Below are 24,568 nucleotides of genomic sequence, written 5' to 3'. Positions count from 1 at the left end.
AGGCCTTATGGCACATCAACTTGAACAAATGGCCTATGTGGGTCAAACCCCTTGGCATGGTTTAGGTAATCAACTTAGCCCAAATCAACCGATTGAAGTCTGGGCAAAACAAGCTGGCATGGACTGGCAGATTGAAAGTTCCAATGTCAGTTATATGGCAGAAAATCACAAAGGGCAGAATCTCATTTTGCCTCATGATGAGCAACGGGTTCTATATCGATCAGATACCCATGCACCTTTATCTGTGGTCAGTCAACGTTATCAAGAAGTCCAGCCTAAACAAATTCTAGAGTTTTATCGTGATTTGACTGAACAATCCGGCTTCGAACTAGAAACTGCGGGGGTACTCAAAGGTGGTAAGAAATTCTGGGCATTGGCGAGAACAGGTCAAAGTACTGCACTCAAAGGTAAAGATGTTAGCAATGGCTATATTCTGTTAGCTACGGCTTGTGATGGTACGCTCGCCACGACAGCACAATTTACTTCAATTCGTGTGGTGTGTAATAACACCTTAGCCATAGCACTAAAAGGTCAAGATGCTAATCGAGGTGTGGTCAAAGTCCCTCACAGTACCAAGTTTGATGCAGACAAGATCAAACAACAGTTGGGAATTTCTGTAAGAGCATGGGATGAACACATGTATCAAATGAAACAGCTGAGTCAACGTAAAGTCACACAGCAAGAAGCGGCTGCTTATTTTGATGCCGTGTTTAATAACACTAGTCTGAGTATCGCTGAACAAGATGAGCGTTTTATTCAATATTACAGGCAAGTTGCCAATAGCGCAGATGCCAATAAAACCGAACCGAATGGACGGGCAATGTCAAAAGTCATGACCATGTTTAATGGGCATGGACGAGGGGCAGAATTATCCTCAGCCAAAGATACTGCCTACGGTCTATTATGCAGTATCACGGAATTTGCTGACCATGAACGTCGAGCCATGAGTCAAGATCATCGACTTGATTCTGCATGGTTTGGTGCAGGGGCAGGCTTAAAACAACGTGGACTAGAACAAGCCTTAAGGATGATTGCTTAAAACAGGTATCGAGATTTTATTTAGACAATATTGCCATCACGCAGAGAATTTGATGACAGATGACAGCCTTGAGTACAAATTTAAGATTGGGGATTTCGTGGTTTTACTTTACCCCATTCAGGGTGTGCAGGTGAGGACAGTGGATGAAATACCACACCCTCAATATCTGGCCTTAGATGGATATCGACACATCTACCATACTGACTTTATCCGTCTTGCAAGGTTTGACGAAATTAAGCTGAGTTATCGCATCGACTAAATACCATTTAAACATACTGATTTCAATTCTAATCCCATGCCAAAAAAGTATGGGATTTTTTTATGTCTTTCAAATTAGAAGTTAGAGGAATACATCATGAGACAACATAGCGCAAATTTACCCCAACCCATCATAGGTCCTGTAATAGGATCAAAAGCTTATTCATTAGCTTCAAGACGAAAAAAGCAACCCAAACGCTTAGCTGAAACCAAAACCATGTCACAAGCCGAATGGCTCAATGTGCGTAAACAAGGCATTGGCAGTAGTGACTGTGCCGCAGCGTGTGGGTTGAATCCCTATATGTCGATGCTCGAACTATGGATGATTAAAACTGGACGTATTCAACAAAACATTGAAGATGAAAGTGAAGGACACGCACCGCTATATTGGGGCAAACGCCTAGAGCCTTTGGTGGCTGAATATTACAGTATGCATACCAATTATAAAGTACGTCGAGTCAATGCTGTATTACAACACCCTGAACCCGATAAACATTTCATGTTGGCAAACTTGGATTACTCGGTGGTGGGTGATGCAGATGTACAGATATTGGAATGTAAAACCGCAGGGGAACATGGCGCAAAACTATGGCGAGATGGCGTACCTTTATACGTGTTGTGCCAAGTGCAACATCAATTGGCTGTGACAGGTAAACAAGCAGCACATATTTGTGTACTGATCTGTGGGCATGAAACTCGAATCTTTAAAGTGACACGTTCAGAATCAGTGATCCAACACATCATCAATGCAGAACGACACTTTTGGGAATGTGTGGAAAAAGACACCCCACCAGATGCAGATGAGAGTGAATCAGCAGCCAAAGCCTTACAGCTACTTTATCCCGAACACGTACCACTCAGCACTACAGACTTATCCGAAGATACGCAAGCCAATCAACAATTTGAACATTTGATTAACGCACGACATCAAATCGAAAAACATCAGGAGCAATTCGATCTACTCAAGCATCAACTGCAAGCCAAGATGCAACAGGCTGAACGGGCAACATTCAGCAATGGTTCAGTGACGTGGAAAAAGTCTAAAGACTCAATCAGCTTAGACAGTAAGGCTTTACTCAAATCACATCCTGAGTATCTAAGTCAATTTCCACAAATCAAACAGGGTTCACGGCGTTTCAATATTTATACCGATTAGCCTAAGCAAAATATTCAACCACTACAAACAAAATCCCATGCCTGAGCGTATGGGATTTTTTATGCCAATTTCATTTTAACCGAATACAGAAACTCATTTAAACAAAAGAGGAAACCACCATGATTAAAGGTCTAGCAATTACACCACCAATTTTAGGGCGTATCAGTATTGGAAAGGTCATCGAAAAGAATGGCAAACGACTGCCTGAAAAGGATGATCAATTTACCATTACCAGTCAAATCCAAGGCAAAGATGGCTGGATTAAACATCCACTTGATGAGCAACTTCGTACCAAAGCACCGAATCAGAAACTTAGAATCATTCCAGTACGCATGATTTTTAATGATCCTGAACTCAATCTAAGAGCAAAGTACAGCTTATTTGACCGTCAAACAGGTCGGCCTGTTTGTGTGGGGAATGGTGAAACTTGCCAAAGGCAGAGCAACATAGGCATTGAACAACATCCATGCCCATCACCTGACTTATGTCCTTTGGCACAAGGAGGCAACTGTAAGCCTTTTGGACGCTTACATGTCAATTTAGATGAAAGTGATGAGTTGGGTACATTCATTTTTAGAACGACTGGTTTTAACAGCATTCGTACTTTGGCAGCACGCTTGTCTTATTACCATGCGGCATCCAATGGTTTACTTTCATGTTTGCCTTTGCAATTGACACTGAGAGGTAAGAGCACAACTCAAAGTTATCGAACACCTGTGTACTACGTGGATTTAACTTTAAGAGATGGTGTCAATTTACAACAAGCCATTCAAATAGCTAAGGAAATTGATCAGCAGAGTAAAGCAACTGGATTTAATCAAACTGCCTTAGATCAAATGGCACGTCACGGTTATGACAATGCACGATTTGAGGTGAATTCTGAGGAGGGACTGGATTTAGTGGAAGAGTTTTATGCGGATGAGCACGTTGAATCTGGACATCAGTCTACAGACTCAAAAGTTAAGATAAAGTCTAAACTGAAGCTGGGCGAGTGTTCTGTTCAAGATATTCAGCAGGTGCTACAGCAATCGGTAAGGTCAGTAAACTAAACTGTAGGAGAATTTAAAAATTCTCCTACAGTTATTCATTGTTATCTTTTTTTGTTTATCTACAAATAAACATTGAAATTGTGATTAAGAATGCTTAATATTAAATTAGTGTTAAGTAATTAAAGTTTTATGTGCTCATGTTTTCCCCAAAGCATGAGCATCTTTTTATTCCCTTTGGTTTTGTTGCATAAACATTCTTCTTTTAAGAGTACTAGCAAAAACTGGGTGTAGTATGTTTTTAATGTGTTTTTTTTAATAAAAAAATAAACTATAGATAAATTAATCACATATTTGAATTAATCTGTTAAGTATTATTTTTTTGTTTACACAATTATATCAATTGGTAATAATTCAATAAAACTATCTTACACTGTGTTCAATATGAATTTTAAAAAAATGAAAAATACTCAAATATTCATTATGTTAAGTTTATTAGGCTCTTCAGTTTACGCAGCAGATCCACAATTACGCCCAGAGTTAGAAATAGATGCCATTCAACGCCAACAACAACGTGACGAAGCATTACAAAAGCAATTACAGCCCGAAGCTGTAGTGCAAACGGGACTAGAAAAACAACTTCAAACCCAAGCACAACTACAATATTTAAAGTCACATAGTGAAGACGTTTGCTTTCCAATCAAAAAATTCATTTTAAGTGGTGATGACGCACGTGAATTTACCTTTGCAATGCGCTCCGTTACTCAAGGTGAAAACAATATTATTGGGCGTTGTATTGGTGTACAAGGCTTAAACCAAGCCTTAGATTTAATCCAAAATTCGATCATCAGTCATGGTTATGTCACCACACGAATGCTCTTGCCACAACAAAATATTGCGTCTGGTGAGGTTAGATTACAAGTTATTGCAGGAAAAGTAGATCAAATTCAATTTGCCCAAGGCACCTCAAAACGCGCACATAAATTCAATGCACTGCCTATCAAATCAGGTGACATTTTAAATATCCGAGATATCGAACAAGGCTTAGAAAACTTCAAACGAGTGCCGACAGTAGAAGCCGATTTTAAAATTAAACCCTCAGAACAGCACAGCGAACCTGGTTATAGTGATTTAGAGTTGGCATGGCAACAATCCAAACCTTATCGCATTCATTTAGGCGTGGATGATGCAGGCTCAAAGTCCACTGGAAAATACCAAGGAACAGCAACACTCTCCCTCGACAACTTACTCACTGCCAATGACTTATTCTACGGAAGTTATAATCACGACTTAGGTGGTGGTGACAGTGGCGAACGAGGAACAGATGGATATTACCTGAGTTACTCGATTCCATTTGGTTACTGGCTATTTAATACAAGCTATAGCAAATCTGACTATAATCAAACTGTTGCGGGTGATAGCCAAAGCTATAACTATAGCGGCAAAAGCAAACTGATTGGGGCAGATTTATCTCGGGTACTTTACCGTGATGCCAAACGAAAAACCACCGCCAGTGTGGGAGGATGGTATCGAGAGTCGCAAAACTTCATCAATGATGTAGAAATTGAAGTACAACGTCGAAAAACCGGTGGCTGGAAAGCCAGTTTGGATCATACAGAATATCTAGCCAATGCGACTTTAACAGGCAATTTAACCTATAAACGCGGTACAGGTGCATTTAATGCAATGCATGCACCTGAAGAAGAATTTGGTGAAGCGTATACTCATGTTGGTATTTTACAAGCCAATGCCAGTCTGCAAGTGCCATTTAAAGTCGGTAATCAATCACTACAGTACCTCGCTGAATGGCGAACACAGTACAGTAAAAAACCACTGACCCCACAAGATCGATTCTCGATTGGGAATCGCTATACCGTAAGAGGGTTTGATGGTGAACAGACGTTGTTGGCAGATAATGGATTTTTAGTGCGTAATGAAATCAGTGGCTCGATGTTTAAGCTTCCGATGCAATGGTACACAGGAGTTGACTATGGTGAAGTGGGGGGTAAAACCGCACATGAACCGAATCCATTGCTGGGAACAAGTTTAATGGGCGCTGTCTTTGGATTACGTGGGCAAGTCTTAAAATCGGTCAATTATGACGTTTTTGTTGGGACGCCGTTAAAAAAACCAGAACATTATAGAACAGACAATGTGACAACAGGATTTAGCCTGAACTGGATGTATTAAGTTTAATCATTAAGCCAAATAGAGATTTAAAAAGAATAGGTTGAAACCATGAAATTTGAAGATATAGATGTCATTTCACCCACGTTATTTCCCAAAGAACAATGGAATGAAGCCGAGGTTCTCGGCGCAATGACATGGTTGTGGCTTTTATCTGAAAATTGTAAGCACTCAACAGTATCGGATATGGCAAGACGTGTTTTACCTGTGATTAAAAGTCGTCAATTTGCACTGTTTAGTCAGGGTTCTCAACCATTGGGCTATATTTCATGGGCGAATTTAGATCAACAATCTGAGGCTGAATATGTACATTCAGAACCATGGATCTATAGCCAACAAAATTGGAATTGTGGTGATCGCATGTGGTTGATCAATTGGTTTGCGCCTTTGGGCCAAAGTGCTTTGATTAAGCACCTCATTGAAAAGCACTTATTCCCTGAGCAATGTTTTAGAGCACTTTATCATAAGGGTGCTATTCGTGGGCTTAAAGTCATGACATTCCATGGCAAATCGGTTTCTAAGTTAGAAACTCAGGATTGGATTAAACAACATCCGATTCTTGCCACTGATCATTGATGGATTTCAAAAAATTCAATATTGAAAAAATATTAAAAAATTAAGGTAAAACATTATGAATAAGAACCGTTATCGCGTTATTTTTAGTCAAGCACGTGGCATGTTTATTGCGGTTGCTGAGATTGTAAAAAGCCGTACAAAAACGGCAGGGCAATCATATGCGGTTAGTGAAATTGAAATAGAGGATGTCACGAGTTCATCTTCAATCACCTATAAAAAACTCAATCCTGTTAATTTTGCTGTGGTGAGTTTGTTAGGTGCTGCAATTTACACCTTGCCTATGGCAACCATCGCTGAAAGTCATATTGTGGCTGATAAATCGGCACCAAATTCGCAACAAGCTACCATTCTCAATACCAGTAATGGCTTGACCCAAGTCAATATTCAAACCCCAAGTGCCGGTGGTGTATCACGTAATACCTATACCCAGTTTGATGTGGGGCAGGAAGGTGCGATTCTAAATAATGCACGAAATAATACCCAAACCCAATTGGGTGGCTGGGTACAAGGTAATCCATGGCTCGCCAAAGGTGAAGCCAAGGTAATCCTGAATGAAGTGAACAGCAGTAATCCGAGTCAATTAAAGGGCTATTTGGAGGTTGCGGGTAAACAAGCGCAAGTGGTGATTGCCAATCCATCTGGTTTGGTCTGTGATGGATGTGGGGTGATTAACGCAGATCGTTTTACCTTAACCACAGGTCAAGCAGTAATGCATCAAGGTTATCTTGATTCATTCCGAGTACGTGAAGGGCAAGTCACGATTGAAGGGAAAGGCTTAAATGGAAGCTTAACCCCTTATACTGATATCTATGCACGTGCTTTAAACGTCAATGCGGGTCTATATGCCAATGAGCTAAAAACCGTGTTGGGTCAAAATGACATCAATGTTCAAGATCCAAACTCAGCAAAGATTACTGCAGCAACAAGTACCCCATCCTCACCTACACCGAGCTTTGCCCTTGATGTTGGAAAATTGGGCGGGATGTATGCTGGAAAAATCTATTTGGTTGGTACTGAAAAAGGTTTAGGGGTGCGTAACGCAGGGTCACTCAATGCTTTGAGCGGTCAAATGCATTTAAATGCCAATGGTGACTTAACCAATACAGGCAATATGATTGCCAATAAAGATCAAATTCTAATTCAGGCAAGCAATGTAAAAAACAGCGGTAATATCAGTAGTACACAACAACAAATACAGATTCAAGCCGACAATATTCAAAACACTGGGCTGATTGCGACTCGTGATGAAATTAAGCTTAATGCTCAAGGCAAGATTGATAATAATGAGGGCGTGATCAACGCAGGACGAATTGATTTTACTGCGCAAAACTTAAGTAATAATAAAGGTAAAATCGAACAAACAGGTCAGCAACAACTCAACATTAGTGCAAAAACTTTAGACAATACGCAGGGCTTGATTGGTCAGGCAACCATCGATCCTAGTGGGACAGGGCAAACACCGGGTGGAACCACATCGCCAAGTGTGACTGATCCAGAGCAACAGTCTTCAGCTCAAGACTCAAGTACAGTTGAAGTCGCACCAACAGAACTGACACCCAAGACTTTCGAAGCTGGGAATATTCAGATTGCTCAAGATATTGCCAATGTTGAAGGTGCAATTGTCAACAATGCGGATATCAGTCTAAACGTACAAGACAGCATCAAAAACAATGGTGGTGAAATTCAACTTCCTGAATTGCAATTTAATGGACAAAACTTTGAAAACCAGCAAGGTAAATTCACTGCGAATGTGGTGAATATCAATGCGCAGCAGGTGGATAATCAAAAAGGTATCATTAGTGCCAATCAAAGCTTTGATTTAACTGCACAGCAACTCAATAACAATCAAGGCCGTTTACAAAGTGCCAAAGCACTCAATTTAAATTCAGCTGAGATTGATAATCGCCAAGGTCAAATACTTGCTGCGGATGCATTAACTCTAAATTCTGCGAATACGAATAATACCCAAGGGGTTATTGGTTCAGTCAATGCGGATGCCAAGCTGTCTATTCAAACTTTAGACAATACTAAAGGGGAGATTTCGGCACAGAATGTACAGCTGACGGGTCAGAGCTTAAACAATCAACAGGGTACGATTCAATCCAAAACAGCGGATTTAACCATCAATGTTGATCAAATTGATAATGGTACGACTCAAGATTCAGCAGGGAATCTGATTGCTGGGCACAATCTTAAATTGAATGCCCAGCAATTACAAAGTACTGGGCAAATCTACGCAGGCAATACGGCTGATATAACTGTGAATCAGTTACAACAGCATGGTCAATTGGCGGCACAGAACAAAATCAATGTTCAAGCAAATACCATCACCAGTGATAAAAATGCAGTATGGGCAGCTGGATTAGACAAAGACGGAAAACTGAGCAATACCGATGCCACACTAAATATTGATGCACAAAATGCACAGATTGCAGGAAAGATTTTATCAGGCAATCAAATTCAAATTAAAGCCGCTCAAACAGCAGACTTAAGTCAAAGTGAAAGCCAAGCCAAAAACATCAACATTGCAACGACCCAACTGAATAGCAGCAATGCAAAAATTATTGCAGATGAACAACTGGATTTAACCGCTACACAAAGTATTCAGAATGAAAAAGGGCAATACAGTGCGAAACAGGTCAATCTCAATACAGTACAACTCAATAACAACCAAGGTTTAATTCAACACACAGGTAAAAATGACTTTATTCTGAATGTGGCAAATCAGATTGATAACAATGCTGGACAGATCATCAGTAATGCTACACGTACAGAAATAAAGACCAATGCATTGAACTCGGTTGCAGGTGAAATTTTACATGCAGGTGATCAACAGCTAAAAATCACAGCACAAAATGTGCAAGGGCAACAAGGTAAAATTCAAAGTAACAGCCATCTACAACTCGATCTAGGCATTGCCAATTTAGACCAAGCGCTTACATCTGCACAAAATATTGATCTGAATGCAACTGAACTGAGCCATCAACAAGGGCAATTGATTCAAAGTGATGCCAATGGACAGTTGAAGGTGAATGTTGCACAAACATTGAATAATACTTCAGGTGTGATCAGTGCTGCTGGTCATGCAAACTTTAAAACAACGGATTTAAATAATCAAAGCGGTGTAATTCAAACCCTTGCAGAAAAAGACCTTAATGTCACGAGCCAAAAACTCGACAACCAGTCTGGCAAAATCATTGCTGGACGAGATGCCAATTTACAAGTCAGTGAGCTGAACAATGATGCAGGTACTGTCTATGCGGCAGGAAAATTGGGGCTACATGCAACACAGAATGTGACTAATCAGCAGGGTTTAATTGCTGCAAAACAAGCACTTGCCATAGATGCGCAAAATCTGAACAACCACAAGGGTCAGATACAGACTGAAGCTGGTGATGTCAGTCTGAGCATTACTCAGACTTTAAACAACCAAGCTGGAAGTATTCAAAGTGCAAATGCGCTCAAGATCACTGCTGACAAAGTTGAAAACCAAGGCGGGCAATTACTTGCTGGTATGGATACAAAGCTTGATGTTGCACAGCTGAATAACCAATCAGGCACAATTTATTCTAAGAAACAACTGGATCTCAATGTTTTAGGTACAACTGACAACAGTGCAGGTACTCTTGCAGCGGATCAAGATCTAAATCTAAATACACAGAATTTATTGAGTGATGCAGGACAAATCCGTTCAGAAAATGCCGATTTGAATCTAAGCATCGTTCAAAATATTCAGAATAATAGTGGTTTAATTTCAGCAGCAAAAAATCTGAATCTGACCGCGCAAAACGTGACATCGCAAAAAGGTAAAATCCAGTCAGGTGCAAATGCCAATATTCAGTTGAACAACTTAGACAATACTGAAGGTGTGGTTTATGCCGCGGAACAATTACAGCTTTCTGCAACAGGTGAATTAAACAATACTCAAGGTGTTGTTGCAGCTGAACAATTGACGGATATAAAGGCAGGCTCAGTCATCAATGAAGCTGGACAAATTCGTTCGCAACAAGATCAATTAAAGCTCAATGTACAAAATGAATTGAGCAATTTGGCAGGAGAAATATCCGCTGCGAAAAATATTGAGCTCACTGCAAACAAGTTAAGCAATCAACAGGGTAAAGTGATTGCGGGTGCATCACTGAATGCCACTGCTCAACAGGTTGACAATACTGATGGTACCGTCTTTGCCAAAGACCAGTTGCATCTTGCAGTTGCGGATCAACTTAATAATCAATCTGGCACAATTGCGGCCAATCAACAGCTACAGATCCAAGCCAATAGCATTCACAATACGGCAGGCAAAATCCGTTCAGAACAGAATCAACTGGATTTGAATGTTCAGCAAAACATTGATAATCAGACTGGTGAAATTTACGCGGGTAGCCAAGCCAAAATTAATACAGTTGTGTTGAATAACCAACAGGGTACCATCTATAGCAAAAACCAGTTGGATTTAAATGCCACTCAACTGAATAATCAAAATGGTCAAATTTATACAGCAGGCCAATCCAACCTGATTGTGCAGGGTGATATACAGAACCAACAAGGTATTTTGGCTGCAGCGCAAAACTTAAACATTCAAAGTGCTGGCTTGAATAATACATCAGGCACAATACGCTCAGAAAATGCTGATCTTAGTGTAAATGCACAAGGACAATTGATTAACCAAAAAGGCGATATTTATGCTGGACAAAATGCAAGCTTAAATAGTGTTGGTTTAGATAATACAGCTGGACAGATTGCTGCACAGAATCAACTCAATATTGATACTCAAACACAGCAGCTCAGTAATCAAAATGCTAAAATCATTGCCAAAACTATAGATTTAAAAACAGGCAAACTGGATAACCAAACAGGTTTGATTCAGGCTGAACAGTCTGTAAAAATTGATACACAAAACCAAGCGTTGCTCAATAATAATTCAGGGAGTGATGCGGGAATACTTAGTCAAGGTAGCTTAGATATTGCCAATGTTTCTCAGCTTGAAAATAGCAGTGGTTATATTGCAGCGATTGGTTCAGCCAATATTACTGCACAGAATATCAATAACAACAACGGTCAAATCAATAGCCAAGCAGACCTGACCTTGCAACAACAGACTGCTGGCGGTCGTATCGATAACGTGGCTGGAAAAATTCAAGCACAGCAAAATGTCAGCTTAAACTCAGATACAGTGAATAACAGTGGTGTAGGAAGCCATATTGTTGCTGGAGAAAAGTTGACGGCGAATGCCAGTAAAGTGATTAATGCACAGACCAAAGATAGCACTGTATTGGGTGGCATTGATGCTAAAAGTATTGAAATCAATGCACAAGCACTTGATAACCAATCAGGTGTAATCCGTGCCAGTGAAAATGCAACATTGAATGTCAACAACCAATTGAGCAATCAATTGGGTTCAATCAGTAGCTTGAATAGTTTAAATATCGGTACGGCTGATAAAACGCTAAATTTAAACAATACAGATGGCGAGTTACTGGCAAAAAATCAGCTCAATCTAAAAGCCAATGAATTGGTCAACAAAGGCAAGATCATTAGTGAGGGTAATGTCGATATCGACTTAAAGCAAAGCTATACCCATACCCAAGCGGATCAAATTGCTGCCAATGGCACACTTAAACTCAGTACCGAACAGGATTTAATTAATCAGTCTGAACTGAGCGCTGGGCAAAAAGTTGAACTGAATGCAAAAAATATTCAATACCTAACGGGTGCAAGTATTTCATCTAATGAAACGCATTTAATCGCACAAGACACAGTACATAATCAAGGTTTAATCAATGGTGAGCTCACCCATATTCAAGCTGATCGTGTTTGGAATGATGGTGCGCGAATTTATGGTACGCATGTTGCGATTCAGGCCAATAAGCTAGATAACAAGTCAAACTCTACTGGCACTGGCACTGGCACTGGCACTGGCACTGGCGCGGTGATTGCATCACGAGGTGACATGGATTTAGGGATCCAAATCTTAAACAATAAATCGGGAGGTGTTGTAAAAGAGAACGGACGTGACAATGCTTGGATCTTTAGTGCGGGTCAACTCAATGTGGGTGGCAGCCTAGATGATAATTTAAAAGCACAAGGCAATGCAGCGCAAATTTATAATGGCAGTGCGGTGATTGAATCACTTGGTGATATGTACCTGGGTGCCAAATCGATCCAAAATATCAATGAAAACCTTGTTATTAATAAATTGGTTGAAAAAAGCCGAGAAAAAGTAACCGAATATGAACGTGATGGGCAACGTTGGGATTCGAGTATTATTAGACTTGGAAATTCCAGTAGAGGACTAGGCAATGCGGTTTTATTTGTACCTGAGGTTGAAGGTGGTGCTCCAACCAAAGAAATAGGTGAGGATTGGACGCGATATATCTATACCAATATCCACAGTGAAGATGAGGTGCAGTCTACTAGCCCAGCGCAGATTATTGCAGGAGGCAATCTTGGATTTGACAATAATGCAGTATTTAGCAATAAAGATAGTCAAGTTCTGGTGGGTTTAGCCATTACTAATGGTCTTGATAAAATTATTAATGAAGCTACTCAACTCTACAGTCAAGATTCTGTTGCATCAGGTGGATTTAGTAACACGCATTCTGTCGGTTGGAATAAAACTCATACCAGCCATAAACATGAATGGGGGCGAGATGTTAATTATGCGCCAGCACCGATAACTCAAACGATGCCAATTACTCTAGGTATTGTTAAAGAATACACAGCAAGCCAATCTAATAACCCTGTTGAAAGTTTAACAGCTGCGCAAGTGCAGCAAAAAATTGAAGATGCTCAATCTGTTAAGCAGGCACAACTAAATATACAACAAGCCCAAAATCAAAAACTCAATGTGGATGCAGGCACAGGGATTAGCCAAAATGCATCAGACTTAAAAAAACCATTGAGCCCTGATCAATTGCAGGTCGATTCACAGCAATCTACACAAGTGAATGCACAACAGCAGGATGTGGATCAGATCAAGAATCATCAAATTGATGGCGTGACAAATGATTCAACCGCAATAACCCAGACTGATGAGATTACTGTTCGAACTGTTTCACAAGATTATTTGACCTTATCCAGCAATGCCTTATTTATTACCACAAAAGATAGCCAAGCGAATTATCTGGTTGAAACAGATCCAGCATATGCGAATTATAAAAAGTGGCTGTCCTCTGACTATATGTTGGATGCATTAGGATTAGATCCTGCATTGCAGCAAAAGCGTATTGGTGATGGGTATTACGAACAACGCTTAGTTCAAGATCAAGTGGCAAAACTCACAGGCTATCGTTTCCTTCAAGGTTATGGCTCTGATGAAGAACAATATAAGGCACTGATGAATAATGGTTTAAGCTTTGCCAAACTCTATAATTTAAGACCAGGTATCGCTTTAACAGAAGCACAAATCGCGCAACTCACCAGTGATATTGTGTGGTTAGAAGAAAAAACCATCAAACTTGCAGATGGAACAACCACTAAAGCTTTAGTGCCACAGGTCTATGTTCAAGCCAGAGTAGGTGATCTAAAAGGTGATGGCACACTGATATCAGCTGACTCAATTAAGTTGGATGTACAAGGTGACGTATTTAATTCAGGCACGATTGCAGGACGACAAGCGGTTGTACTCAGTGCGGATAACGTAAAGTTATTGAACGGCAAGATTCAAGGGAATCAGGTCGGGCTGAATACGCGTCAAGATTTAAATATTGTTGGTGGTCAAATTCAAGCTGATCAAGCTGTTGATTTAAATGTAGGTCGAAACTTTAATTTAGAAAGTTCTACACAAAGCAGTCAAAATATTGTTGGTGAAAGTGTATTTAGCTATACAGGTCTAGATCGTTTGGCAGGCATTTATACCAATGCCCCTTTAAAGCAAGCTGATGGAAAAAATCTAACAACTTCGATTTCAATCAAAGTGGGTGGAGATACGACTTTAAAAGCAGCTGAGATTCAAAATAGCAATGGTTCAACTAGAATTCAGACTCAAGGGAATTTGAATGTTGGTGGCATTCAAACAGGCGTCAGCAATAAAGGTTATGCCAATGAAAAGAACTATAACTATTCAACAACTCAAGTAGATCAAGGTAGTTCAATTCAAAGCCAAGGAACTGTTGATTTAAGTGCAAATAAAATTCAAGGTAAAGCAGTCAATATCGCAAGTCAGCAAGGTGATATTTTACTCAATGCTCAACAAGGGATTAGTCTTGAAAATGGTAAAAACTTGCATAGCACAGACATTGCCATGTCCGCACAGTCGGGCGGTTTGCTTGGAAGTAAAACTGAACGTAATGATGTTTGGAAATCCGATCAATCGATTGCCAATGGTTTAAAAGCTGGTGGCAATATTGTGATGAATACATCGCAAGGTGATATCTCAGCGACCCATCTAAATGCCAATGCAGGGGAGTCTATTCAGGTTCAAGGCAAAAATGGAAATGTAAGCCTAAATTCAGCATTAAATGAAAACAGTCAAAGTACGACATCTTCAAGCACAAACTTTGCAACTTATAACAATCGTCAATCGGGCTATATCGATCAAGAAGTTGCCCAAACCCAGTTGGTTGCTGGAAAAAATATTGATATCAATGCAGCTAAAAATATTGAGCTACAAGCCAACGATATCACGGCTGGGCAAAGTATCTTTGTAGGCAATACTTTGATGCAACGTCAAGTCGATGGGACATTGAAATCTGCTGACGGTTCATTGATGCCTGAAAATGTAAAACTGACTACGCTGGAAACACAAGATCAGCAGTGGGATGAACAACAGAAAGGTTATCGTGGCGTTGTTAAAGAGTTAATGAAAGTCACCGAAGTTGGTCTGGCTGGCGTTCAATCTTTATTCCCTGGCGTTAAAGTGGATACCAAACTTACAGTTGGTGAGTCCAACAGCAAACGTGAAGAGCAAATCAAGCAAACGGGTACAAGTTTGGTTGCAGAAAATGCCTATGTGGGTTCAGCAGGAAATACGACTTTAACTAGTGCAGACATTACTGCAAAAAATACGATTCTTTCAGGTCAAAAGGTGACATTGAATGCTGCCGAAGAACAAAACATTTCAGTCACTTCACACAGTAAGGAAACCATTGAAGGCTTAGGCGTTAAGCTCAATAAAGATAGCGTGCGTTTAGGTGGTTTTGTGTCAGAAGATACCACACAAAGTACTAAAACTACTGAAATAACCCATAAAGCAGGTTCAATCCAGACTGAAAACCTTAAAATACAAGGTGCTGAAGGGGTGGACATACTCGGTCAAAATATCAAAGCGACAGGTGATACTGTTATTAATCATGGTCGAGGTGATTTAAATATCGGTGGTTATGAAAATAAAACCACGGTTGAAGATAAGACGCATAAAGAAACGATCAGTACTGAAGTCGGGGTACGAAATGCCTATTTGGATGCGGCACTTGCTTTAGATGCGGTCAAAGATGCAGCCGAGTCCGTCAAACAAGCCAAAGATCAATACAGTCAGGCACAGCGTGACTATGCATCAGGTAAAATCACCAAAGAAGCACTGGACGATACCAAAGCCAATGTTGCAATGGCAACCGCCAATCTTGCCAATGCACAGATTGCGGTAGGTTCGGCAGCAGCAACCGCAGCTGCAAGTTCAGCAACTTACGGCTTTACCATTGGTGCAAACGGTGAACGTATCGAAACCACCACCACCACAAATACCACCCAAGGCAAATGGCAAGGTAGCAATCTTGATCTAAACAACCTCACGCTTAAATCTGAAAATCAGGATGTGAATGTTCAAGGTAGTCGCTTAACCGCAACTGGAACGACCACATTCGATGGAACGAAAGATTTTAATATCAGTGCAGGAAAAGAACACGGTCAACAAGAGACCAGCAGTAAAACCAATAACCAAAGTGTGAGCTATACCTATGGTGGTGGTGGAAGTGCCTCAGTAGGTAAACAAACATCGAAATCAAATAATGAAAGTTTAACGAATGTAAACAGTACGGTTGATCTCAACACAGTATCTGGATCTTTAAATAAGTTAAATATTCAAGGTGGTGAGGTCAGTATTGCAGATCGTGGTGATATAAAAGTCAATCAAATCCATGTAGAAAGCATACAAGATACAGCATCAGGCAACAGTAGCAGTAAAGGTGGTTCAGTTGGGGTAGGCATTGGTTCAGGTGGTGGCAATGTAACGGCAAGTTATAATCAAGCCAAAGGTCAAAACGATAAAGCTTGGGTGAATGAAACCAGCAAATTGCTTATCGGCAATGCTCAAAATGATGCAGACCTAGATGCAATGGGTGTGCAAAAGGTGAGTAATATTGGTGGTGTGATCGCCAATGCAAGTAAGAATGCTGATAGAACTTTAACAGATCATGGCAAACTGAATTATACAGGGGCACTAGAGCTTAAAGATATTCAAGATCATAGTTCTGAAAGTAATCGAGGCTTCAATGTATCGACCAGTGTGGGTACATCGATCAAAGGTGAAAGTAAGGAGAGTTCATTCCACCCAAGTGGTAGTACAACGCTTGGTTTACAAAGTACAGGGAATGAAAAAGAGCAGTTAACTAAAGCGACGATGGGTCAAGGTAGTGTGACCAACACTACAACGACCAGTAACCGTGATATCAACAATACTCAAGAAATCACCCGAGACCAAGTGACAGGTTTATTAAATGGTTCAGTGACTGTAGATAATCGTTTACTGACAGAGAATGGTCGTGCTCAGATTATTCAAGAGCAGAAGGATTTACCTCAGAATGCTGAAATCATAGGAAAAATGACGGCAGCAGGTGTAACAAGCTTAGGTGTTGCGACTGCTTCTTTAGCAAGTGGGGATCAAAATCTCAAACAAGCTTATGATACCGTGATGAATCCTGCGAGAACTTTTGATTTTGTACAAAAGCATCCAGAGGCAGCAACTGTTTTAGAGCAGTTTAAAAACGGTGATTATGATGGGCTATTAGCAACAAAAGGAAGTATCCAGCTATTGGCACAAGCTTTAGGTCAAGATGTGAATGTACTCACAACGTCTATTACCTCATTCTTAAATATCAAAGGAGCTTATGATCATCAAACAGATACAGTTGTTTTAGATGTAAATAATGAGAATAGATCATCAATCTTAAATACAACAGGACATGAAATAGCGCATGGTCAAGGGATTAAAAATGAAACTTCAGCAGATTTGGTTGGAAAATCGGTAGATTGGGCATTCAATTCTGGTATTAAGAATAATCAAGACACGATTGATCAATTTAAAGGTCAACTGGGTGATGGGAAAGATGCTTCTACTCAAGCTCAAAATATAGCTGAATTGACAAAAGATAATACAACTGTTGTGGATGCAATATCGGATCATGGAGATAAGATCGATGAAAAAACATCATACTGGCAGGACATAAAGCACCTAGGTTGTTGGAGTGATGAGTGTGTAACAGCCTATAAACAAATGGATGCGGAACAAAATAAAGCATTTAGATTGGGTGAGGCTAAAGCTACAACAAAATTTATAAATGATATTAAGAATTTACCGAATGTTCCGAAAGAAGTATATGAAGCATTGACGACAGATCCAATGGGAACTATGTCAGCGATTTGGAAAGGCGTAAAAAATATTCCAGGCGAGTTATGGGATACAGGAAAAACGATTACAGTAGTAAATGCATTAGGCAGTACACCAGCAGAATTTGAAAGACTAGGCAATGCCCAAATGACAACAGCACTTAATGGTCTCTCAGCAGCATTAAGTGCAGGTACTGTAACAGTTGTTAAAAAGGGGGCAACTATTACAGTAGATGCAGTGAAAAATCTTAAGAATACTTATATATTGGCAAAAACCCCAGAAGGCATTAGTTTTAAGATTATACAGCCTACGCATTTAGCAACTGTTGATGGCTTTAGTCAAAAATCAGCTATTTCTGGGGGACATAATGCTGATGCATTTTATAAAGTAGCTAAAGACAATGGAGTGCAAATTTTAAGTGCGAAACCAACAAATGTACAAGGTATAACCCATATCGAATATAAAATTCCGACCAAAGATCCTGCAGGAAATTTTACGGGAAATTATAAAGGTAATGGTTCTAAACCATTTGAGAAAACAGTTTATGATCCTAAAATATTTACAGATCAAAAAATGCTTGAATTGGGACAAAAGGCTGCAGCTAAGGGGTATAAACAAGCAATTGCTAAAGGGTTACAGGCATATGATGCAACTGCTGGTGGAGTGACATTTAGGATCTATATAGATCCTAAAACGAAAGGGGTTAATAATTTTCATCCTAAATAGGAAAAAAAATGAAACATTTATTTGATTTGCCCTATGACCATTTTAGTACGGAAGGAACTATCAAAAGTTACTTCGATTTAATGTATAATGAAGGTCATTTTTTAGATGCAATTGAAAATATTATTGAGCGAGAGTCTTATATGCTAGATGGTATATATTGCTTTTTTCCTAATATGAATAGTAGTGAAGTGGATGAACATTTTGAAGGTGTTCAATTTGCTATTGGATATCCTCCTACATCAGAGAATACTGTCACGGTTAGTGAAAATATTTGCTATTATTTTGTCAAATTGTCTTGTGAACTATATAAAAATAGGAATCCAAACGAAGCTGTTAAAATTAGTAGGTTAGTAGAAAAAATACCTTATTAATTTATGGGATCATAGTTCTGAAAGTAACCGTGGCTTCAATGTATCGAACAGTGTGGGTGCATCGATCAAAGGAGAGAGCAAGGAGAGTTCTCTTCATCCAAGTGGTAGTTCAACGGTTGGCTTATAAAGTACAGGGAATGAAAAAGAGCTGTTAACCAAAGCGACGATGGGTCAAGGTAGTGTGACCAACACTACAACGACTAGTAACCGTGATATCAACAATACTCAAGAAATCACCCGAGACCAAGTGACAGGTTTATTGAATGGTTCAGTGAATGTAGACAATCGTTTACTGACGGAGAGTGGACGTGCTCTAGATGGGCATGTCCAAGCATGTGTTTATGGTGACACTTGCGATGCTTATAATTTATTCCCGCAAAATTCAAATTTTAATAATTCAGCTTATAAGGTATATTTTGAAAATATCGTGAGAAAGGCCGAGAAAGATGGTAAATCTATTGGTAAAGCAACGGTTATGTTTACAAGAAATGATCCTAGATCATTAAGACCAGACAAAGTCTTTGTAAAGTTTACTATAGATGGTAAAAAGCTAGATCCTGTAATGTTTGAGAATAAGGCTGGTGGAGGTATAAAAGGAACAAACAGATTGAAATTTTAAATGATATTGTTAAATATATAGATATTAATAGTATTGTGAATTATGATTCATTCATTTTTGAATATAAGTTCAATCCTGATGAGGGATGGGCAAATTTTCACTTAGATTATTGCAAAGATAATCAGAGTTATTTAGCTAGTATACAGGACTTTGGTTTTTCAACTTTAGAAGATTTAAGTAAGAAACTTCATGATGAAATGCAATCACATATAGGTGGTGATTGGAGAAAGTTTAATTTAATTTTGGATGAGAATGGTAAGGCTCATACTAAGTTTATTTATAATGAAAAATCATAAATTCATATAGCGTATATTTTATTAATTTAGAAGCATGTCATTTTGGCATGCTTTTTATTGCTTCAATGTTTAAAGGTCCGGGTGAAGGGATTAATATCGTTCCGATGGATAAGACGTTTAATGGTTCTAGTGGTGCTTGGTATAAGCTTGAAACAGATTGGAAGAAAGCTTTGGAACGCAACCAATCAGTCAAAGTAAATATTCAACCACTGTACTCAGGTAATAGTAAACGGCCAGATAGTTTCATTATTAATCATAGCATCAATGGGGTTAGACAACCTTCGCAACAATTAAAAAATACGTCAACAGGAAACTACTTAATGAATGAACAAGAATTATATCAAAAAATAGGAGAGCTTCTATGGTCAATCAAGGCTGAAGAAGCAATTGTTATTTTTTGCACAGGTACTATTTATAGCGATTCTAATTCATACAGTTTTAGATGGCTTACTCAAGATGGTAAAAAAAAATCATTTGATTTTGATAAAATTCCTGATGAAATTGGAGATCAAATCATAGGCTTAATGGAGGAATTGAGATCACTGGATATGTTTGTAGAGAAATGGACTCATTTTGAAATTTCTTTGACGGAAGAAGGTAAAATAGATTTTGCATTTGCATATATTCCTGAAGAAGACAGTTGGGTGAGTTTGTTTATGAGAGGAATTAGTGATCTAACTGAAGAAGAGTGGGAAAAAGATTATCCTCAAATTCCTAAGGAATTATGGGAGGAGCGTATAAAGCTCAAAGAGCAAAATAAATAATGTGTCTGTAAATTATTTTGTGTAAGTTCTATATTTCTAAATGGTATGTTCATTAACTAAATAAGTCTATTAATGCTTCTGCTTTAAATGGCAGAAGTATTTTTTTATGCATAAAAAATCAGCCCAGTCAGACATCAAACCCTTTTTTTTCAAGATAGGCTCCACGTAAATAAGCAGCTTCAACTTCGTCTGGTTGCTTATGTGCAAGGAAATGCTCACAAACTTCACGTGGGTAGTCAGTTTTGTCTGCTGACCAATCACGAAAAGTAGAGCGGAAACCATGTGTTGTAATTACTCGATTTTGTTTAGAGTCAATATAGCCTAAGCTATTTTCTTTAAGCTTCTGTTCATGCATACGCTTAATCAAAGCTGTTAGCGACATATCTGAAAGCATCCCACCACCACGAGGTACAGGGAAAATGTAACCTTGTGATTGTGTATCAGCTTGAATAGACTTCAATAATTCAATTGCAGGTTCTGATAATGGAACACGATGCTCCTTTTCAGCTTTCATTCGTTCTTTACGGACTTCTTTCATAAATCACTTTTATTCAGCTTTTTTTATTTTTTATGAGTTTACTGTATTACCATAAACCTATGAGTTACTTTTAGAAGCTTTATTATTAATCTTGATCCATTGCATTAAGAAGTCGTTGGAATTTATCACCTATATCTGCAGATGATATCAATTCTGATAAATTACTCTCAAAAGAATTTTTATCCAATGCTATTAATTTATTACCATCTAAATAAATAGTACAAGGATAACCCTCACTTCCAATTTCTACAATTGAAAGCAATTCCTCATCACCCATAGAATTAGTTGCATAAATCGCTTGGTTTTTTGGCTTCTCACTTTTAGGTGAGTCATTCATTTCTAACATACCAATTGTTTGTGTAGCCATTACAAATGCAGCAAGATGATTCTTTTTAGTTGGTGATTTATACTCAATAGATATTTTATTGTCAGTGGCTTGCATGATTTCAAGTTTTAATCTGTGAATTACATCCTGAATAGAAGCTAAATTTTTAGCTTTGCTTTCTGATGCTTTTAAACCTGCTTGTAAGGCTAATCCAAACAAACTTTTTTCTGAAGAAGTAGACATACTAACTTATCCTGTGTATTAAACTGCTTAACGGCCAATGATCAGAAGGATTTGTAAATACCCTATCAATTGAGCTTAACATTGATTCTATATCAAGTATCGAAGTCAAATTATCATCAAATGCCCACTGATTTTTCAGAAATGAACTTGAGATTAATATCTGATCTATTACACACCAAGTGTGAAAATTACCATTACGATAATTATAAGTACCTTTAACTTTTGATTCAGTATTTAATGGCAAAAATTTCCAACAAGGATTATAAAAGATGTTAGGTTTTTTTAGGACAATATCTCTATCTCTTGATGATTGTAAATGGTGAACCATCTCATCACTAAAAGGCTCGACATTATAATCTCCCATCATGATAATTTCTTTATTATTCTCAAGATCTTTTTCAATTTCATATCTTAACCTAGAAGAAATTGTAGCAGTATTTAAGCTGTTATCTTGTAATTGGCTCGGCCAATGTGATAAATAAAAAGAAAGCAAACTACCAAATTCAGAATGAATAAACTCATATCTTTCAAAGATTTTTAAATTACGACTACCAAGGCCCATTGTTGCAAATTGACAATCATCATTATTGTACTTAATTAATTGATGATTCTTTTTATACAAAATAGCTGTGTCGAAATATAAACGATCTTGTTTCTGAGCTCCTATAGCATAATTGTATTCTGTTTTTTTTAAATTCAGATAATTAGCGATGTAAATAATGTCTTCGATACTGACTTCACCTAAGCAAATAAAGTCGTAATCCATATCCATTAATCTTTGTAAGATAACAGCAATGCATTCTTTTTTATCTTGTGAAGCTAAATTTCTTTTTGAACTTTTGGGTGGTGAAAGACTAGTATTCCACCATACGACTGATAAATAACCTTTCATTATAAACAGTTTCCCTCGTAGTAATTTTACTGCATTTAATACATATGTTCTTCTATCCATACCAGCACACATTATCTTAATTTGGGACTAATACTAGATATTGTTCAATAAGCTTTCGGAGATAAGTTTGTGCTAAACAGCTGCATTTTTTAGAAATTAAGTGAATTAGGCAGACCTCATAAGCAAGTTGAATTTTCACTAAAAGCTATCTTTTGTTTGTGTGAAAAGATTAAAGTATTCATCCAAGATTTCAAAAATATTGTTTTCTTCAAGTAGATTTTTTAAATGGGTGGAATTTTCCTCAGATAAATACTTTAATAAGATTGAATGACATAACTTAATATCATTAGTCATACTCAATTCTTGATGTGTATTTTTTACGGAAAAATTAGTTGCATTCAAAACCTGTCGTACTAAAGATTCTACAAATATCAGCGAAAAATTTTCTAACGTCACAGATTCTTTTGCTCTTGTAACAGCTACATAAAAGAGCCTAACTTCCTCCTCTGATACAGGAGCATAAATTAAGGGGCTACAATTTTCTGTAGAATCCATTTTCTGAAATAGAAAAGAATTAAAGTCTTCGAATAAGACTATGTGATTAAATTCTAAGCCTTTGGATTTATGTGCAGTCGTTATTTTGAGATCAAACTGTGTTTGTTCCTTTGAGTTCGTAGCAACTTTTGCGATAACTTGTATCTTTTCTTTTAATTCATTTATGCCCATTTTTACAATTAAACGGAAGGGGGAGGATATATCACTATCAGTTGGATTCTCCTCAACATATTCTTCAAGTTGCTCTATGTTTTCAAACAGTGTTAGAGCGCTATCACTACTTAATTTAATTCCCTTTTCTAGCTTTTCAAAATCTAAAATATAACTTTGAATTTGTTGTATATCTATTTCCACACTTATTGATAACTGAGGGTTTTGTTCTATAGCCTTTATAAAGGCATCAAATGCCCCAGCATTTGTTCTTGTAATGATTGCATCATATCGACTATAGGTACAATCTTGAATTTCATAAATTTTGCTGTTTTTTTCAAGATTTCCTGTAATAGGTAATTGAAAGTCCGAAAAGGAGTATTTCAGTATAGCTGTTGATAATTTGGCTACGTCTTTACCAAAACGGAAAGACTTCGATAGATAAAAAGTATCTGCAACTTTTACATTATTTAAAGCATCTAAAGCTCCTCTCCAGCTATAAATCTGTTGAAAGGAGTCACCAACTACTATCAATTGAAGTTTTGAAAGATCTTGGTTGTTGAGAATATCTAAAGCTACTAAATCCGTATCTTGAGCTTCATCTACAATAACGAAATCATAATCAATATGGAGTTTTGGCTTCGATAGTTGATATATTTTTAGAGCTGAAGAAAATGAAACCGGAAATTGATTCATTTCTGTATTAAATATATTTTCGACTAACTGTTGGCTAATAGACAAAATGTTGTTTGCAACAAAGTTGTTTAAGAAAAAATCCATATCTGCCCAGTTAGGGCAGATTGGAATGAAATGATCTAACGTTAACTCATGATCGGCGGAAGAAAAGTAACAGTTTATAGCTTTGATTATGTAACCTTTACATACTCTAGAACTAACATTTCTGAATTGAATAGTAGGCGCTTTAGATGTATCTCGTCTTTTTATTATATTTTCTTTTACGGCAATTCTTTGGTCTGATATGAAAAATGATTTATAAAGGTACTGACGTAAAATTTGATCTGCTTTTTTTAGCTCCATTTTATGACCATATAGAGGTCTAATATTACTTATAGCTAAACTATGCCAAGTTTTTGCGGTCGTGTTAATTGAGTTTTTTTTCAGTTTTTTAGCCGCATCTTTAGCAATAGTATTATTGAAAGCTAAAAATAGGCCTTGAGTGTAGCGATTGAACTTTGACTCTCTTTTTGTTGCTTGTTTACATGCCTGTATCATAGTAGACGTTTTTCCTGAACCTGCATAAGCAAAAACTTTGAATGAATTTCCAATTTGGGCAAAATTAACAATGTTTTCTTGTTCTTGTGTTAAGTTCATAATCTTAGATTAG

13 protein-coding genes and 1 pseudogene are annotated in these 24,568 nt (G+C 38.0%); 10 read left to right on the top strand and 4 right to left on the bottom strand.

The window, feature by feature from the left end; genetic code table 11:
* Positions 1-7 precede the first annotated feature (7 nt).
* The 10 genes from FY049_RS02665 to FY049_RS02620 all read left to right on the top strand — a co-directional run bounded on the left by FY049_RS02665 (position 8) and on the right by FY049_RS02620 (position 20,520).
* On the top strand, positions 8-1,039 hold the full coding sequence (locus FY049_RS02665; RefSeq protein WP_166783507.1) for a DUF932 domain-containing protein: 1,032 nt from the start codon (positions 8-10) through the stop codon (positions 1,037-1,039).
* Positions 1,040-1,394: 355 nt separating this feature from the next.
* A complete protein-coding gene (locus tag FY049_RS02660) occupies positions 1,395-2,453 on the top strand; it encodes a YqaJ viral recombinase family nuclease (RefSeq protein ID WP_446083134.1) in 1,059 nt (352 codons plus the stop codon).
* 119 nt (positions 2,454-2,572) lie between these two features.
* A complete protein-coding gene (locus FY049_RS02655) occupies positions 2,573-3,502 on the top strand; it encodes a recombination directionality factor (protein ID WP_446083133.1) in 930 nt (309 codons plus the stop codon).
* 420 nt (positions 3,503-3,922) lie between these two features.
* Positions 3,923-5,629 (top strand): ShlB/FhaC/HecB family hemolysin secretion/activation protein, encoded by a 1,707-nt coding sequence (locus FY049_RS02650; protein WP_446083158.1) that lies wholly within the window; start codon positions 3,923-3,925, stop codon positions 5,627-5,629.
* Positions 5,630-5,677: 48 nt separating this feature from the next.
* Positions 5,678-6,202 carry a toxin-activating lysine-acyltransferase gene (locus FY049_RS02645; protein ID WP_446083132.1) on the top strand — a complete coding sequence of 175 codons (525 nt, stop codon included), beginning with the start codon at positions 5,678-5,680 and terminating at the stop codon, positions 6,200-6,202.
* 55 nt (positions 6,203-6,257) lie between these two features.
* Complete coding sequence (locus FY049_RS02640) at positions 6,258-18,470, top strand: two-partner secretion domain-containing protein (protein ID WP_446083131.1); 12,213 nt, start codon at positions 6,258-6,260, stop codon at positions 18,468-18,470.
* A gap of 8 nt (positions 18,471-18,478) precedes the next feature.
* Complete coding sequence (cdiI, locus tag FY049_RS02635) at positions 18,479-18,841, top strand: ribonuclease toxin immunity protein CdiI (protein ID WP_262086528.1); 363 nt, start codon at positions 18,479-18,481, stop codon at positions 18,839-18,841.
* Between the two features lie 166 nt (positions 18,842-19,007).
* Complete coding sequence (locus FY049_RS02630) at positions 19,008-19,460, top strand: hypothetical protein (RefSeq protein WP_446083130.1); 453 nt, start codon at positions 19,008-19,010, stop codon at positions 19,458-19,460.
* A 35-nt stretch (positions 19,461-19,495) separates the two neighbouring features.
* Entirely contained in the window at positions 19,496-19,756 is a 261-nt protein-coding gene (locus tag FY049_RS02625) for a hypothetical protein (protein WP_446083129.1), read from the top strand.
* 47 nt (positions 19,757-19,803) lie between these two features.
* Positions 19,804-20,520 carry a DNA/RNA non-specific endonuclease gene (locus tag FY049_RS02620; protein WP_446083128.1) on the top strand — a complete coding sequence of 239 codons (717 nt, stop codon included), beginning with the start codon at positions 19,804-19,806 and terminating at the stop codon, positions 20,518-20,520.
* 69 nt (positions 20,521-20,589) lie between these two features.
* On the opposite strand, the pseudogene FY049_RS02615 reads toward FY049_RS02620, so the two are convergent.
* From FY049_RS02615 to FY049_RS02600, 4 genes and pseudogenes are all read right to left on the bottom strand, one after another.
* Positions 20,590-21,049: pseudogene (locus FY049_RS02615) on the bottom strand (tyrosine-type recombinase/integrase); the annotation flags it as partial.
* Positions 21,050-21,143: 94 nt separating this feature from the next.
* Positions 21,144-21,626 carry a hypothetical protein gene (locus tag FY049_RS02610; protein WP_446083127.1) on the bottom strand — a complete coding sequence of 161 codons (483 nt, stop codon included), beginning with the start codon at positions 21,624-21,626 and terminating at the stop codon, positions 21,144-21,146.
* Position 21,627: 1 nt separating this feature from the next.
* Positions 21,628-22,578, bottom strand: coding sequence for an endonuclease/exonuclease/phosphatase family protein (locus FY049_RS02605; RefSeq protein ID WP_446083126.1), 951 nt, complete (start codon positions 22,576-22,578; stop codon positions 21,628-21,630).
* Between the two features lie 138 nt (positions 22,579-22,716).
* Positions 22,717-24,555: a UvrD-helicase domain-containing protein gene (locus FY049_RS02600; protein WP_446083125.1), complete on the bottom strand. Its 1,839-nt coding sequence runs from the start codon at positions 24,553-24,555 to the stop codon at positions 22,717-22,719.
* Positions 24,556-24,568: the final 13 nt, after the last annotated feature.

This window comes from Acinetobacter sp. 1125_18A, assembly GCF_052824985.1.
The sequence above is the reverse complement of the archived record's forward strand: the minus strand, read 5'-3'. Positions and strand labels throughout refer to the sequence as shown.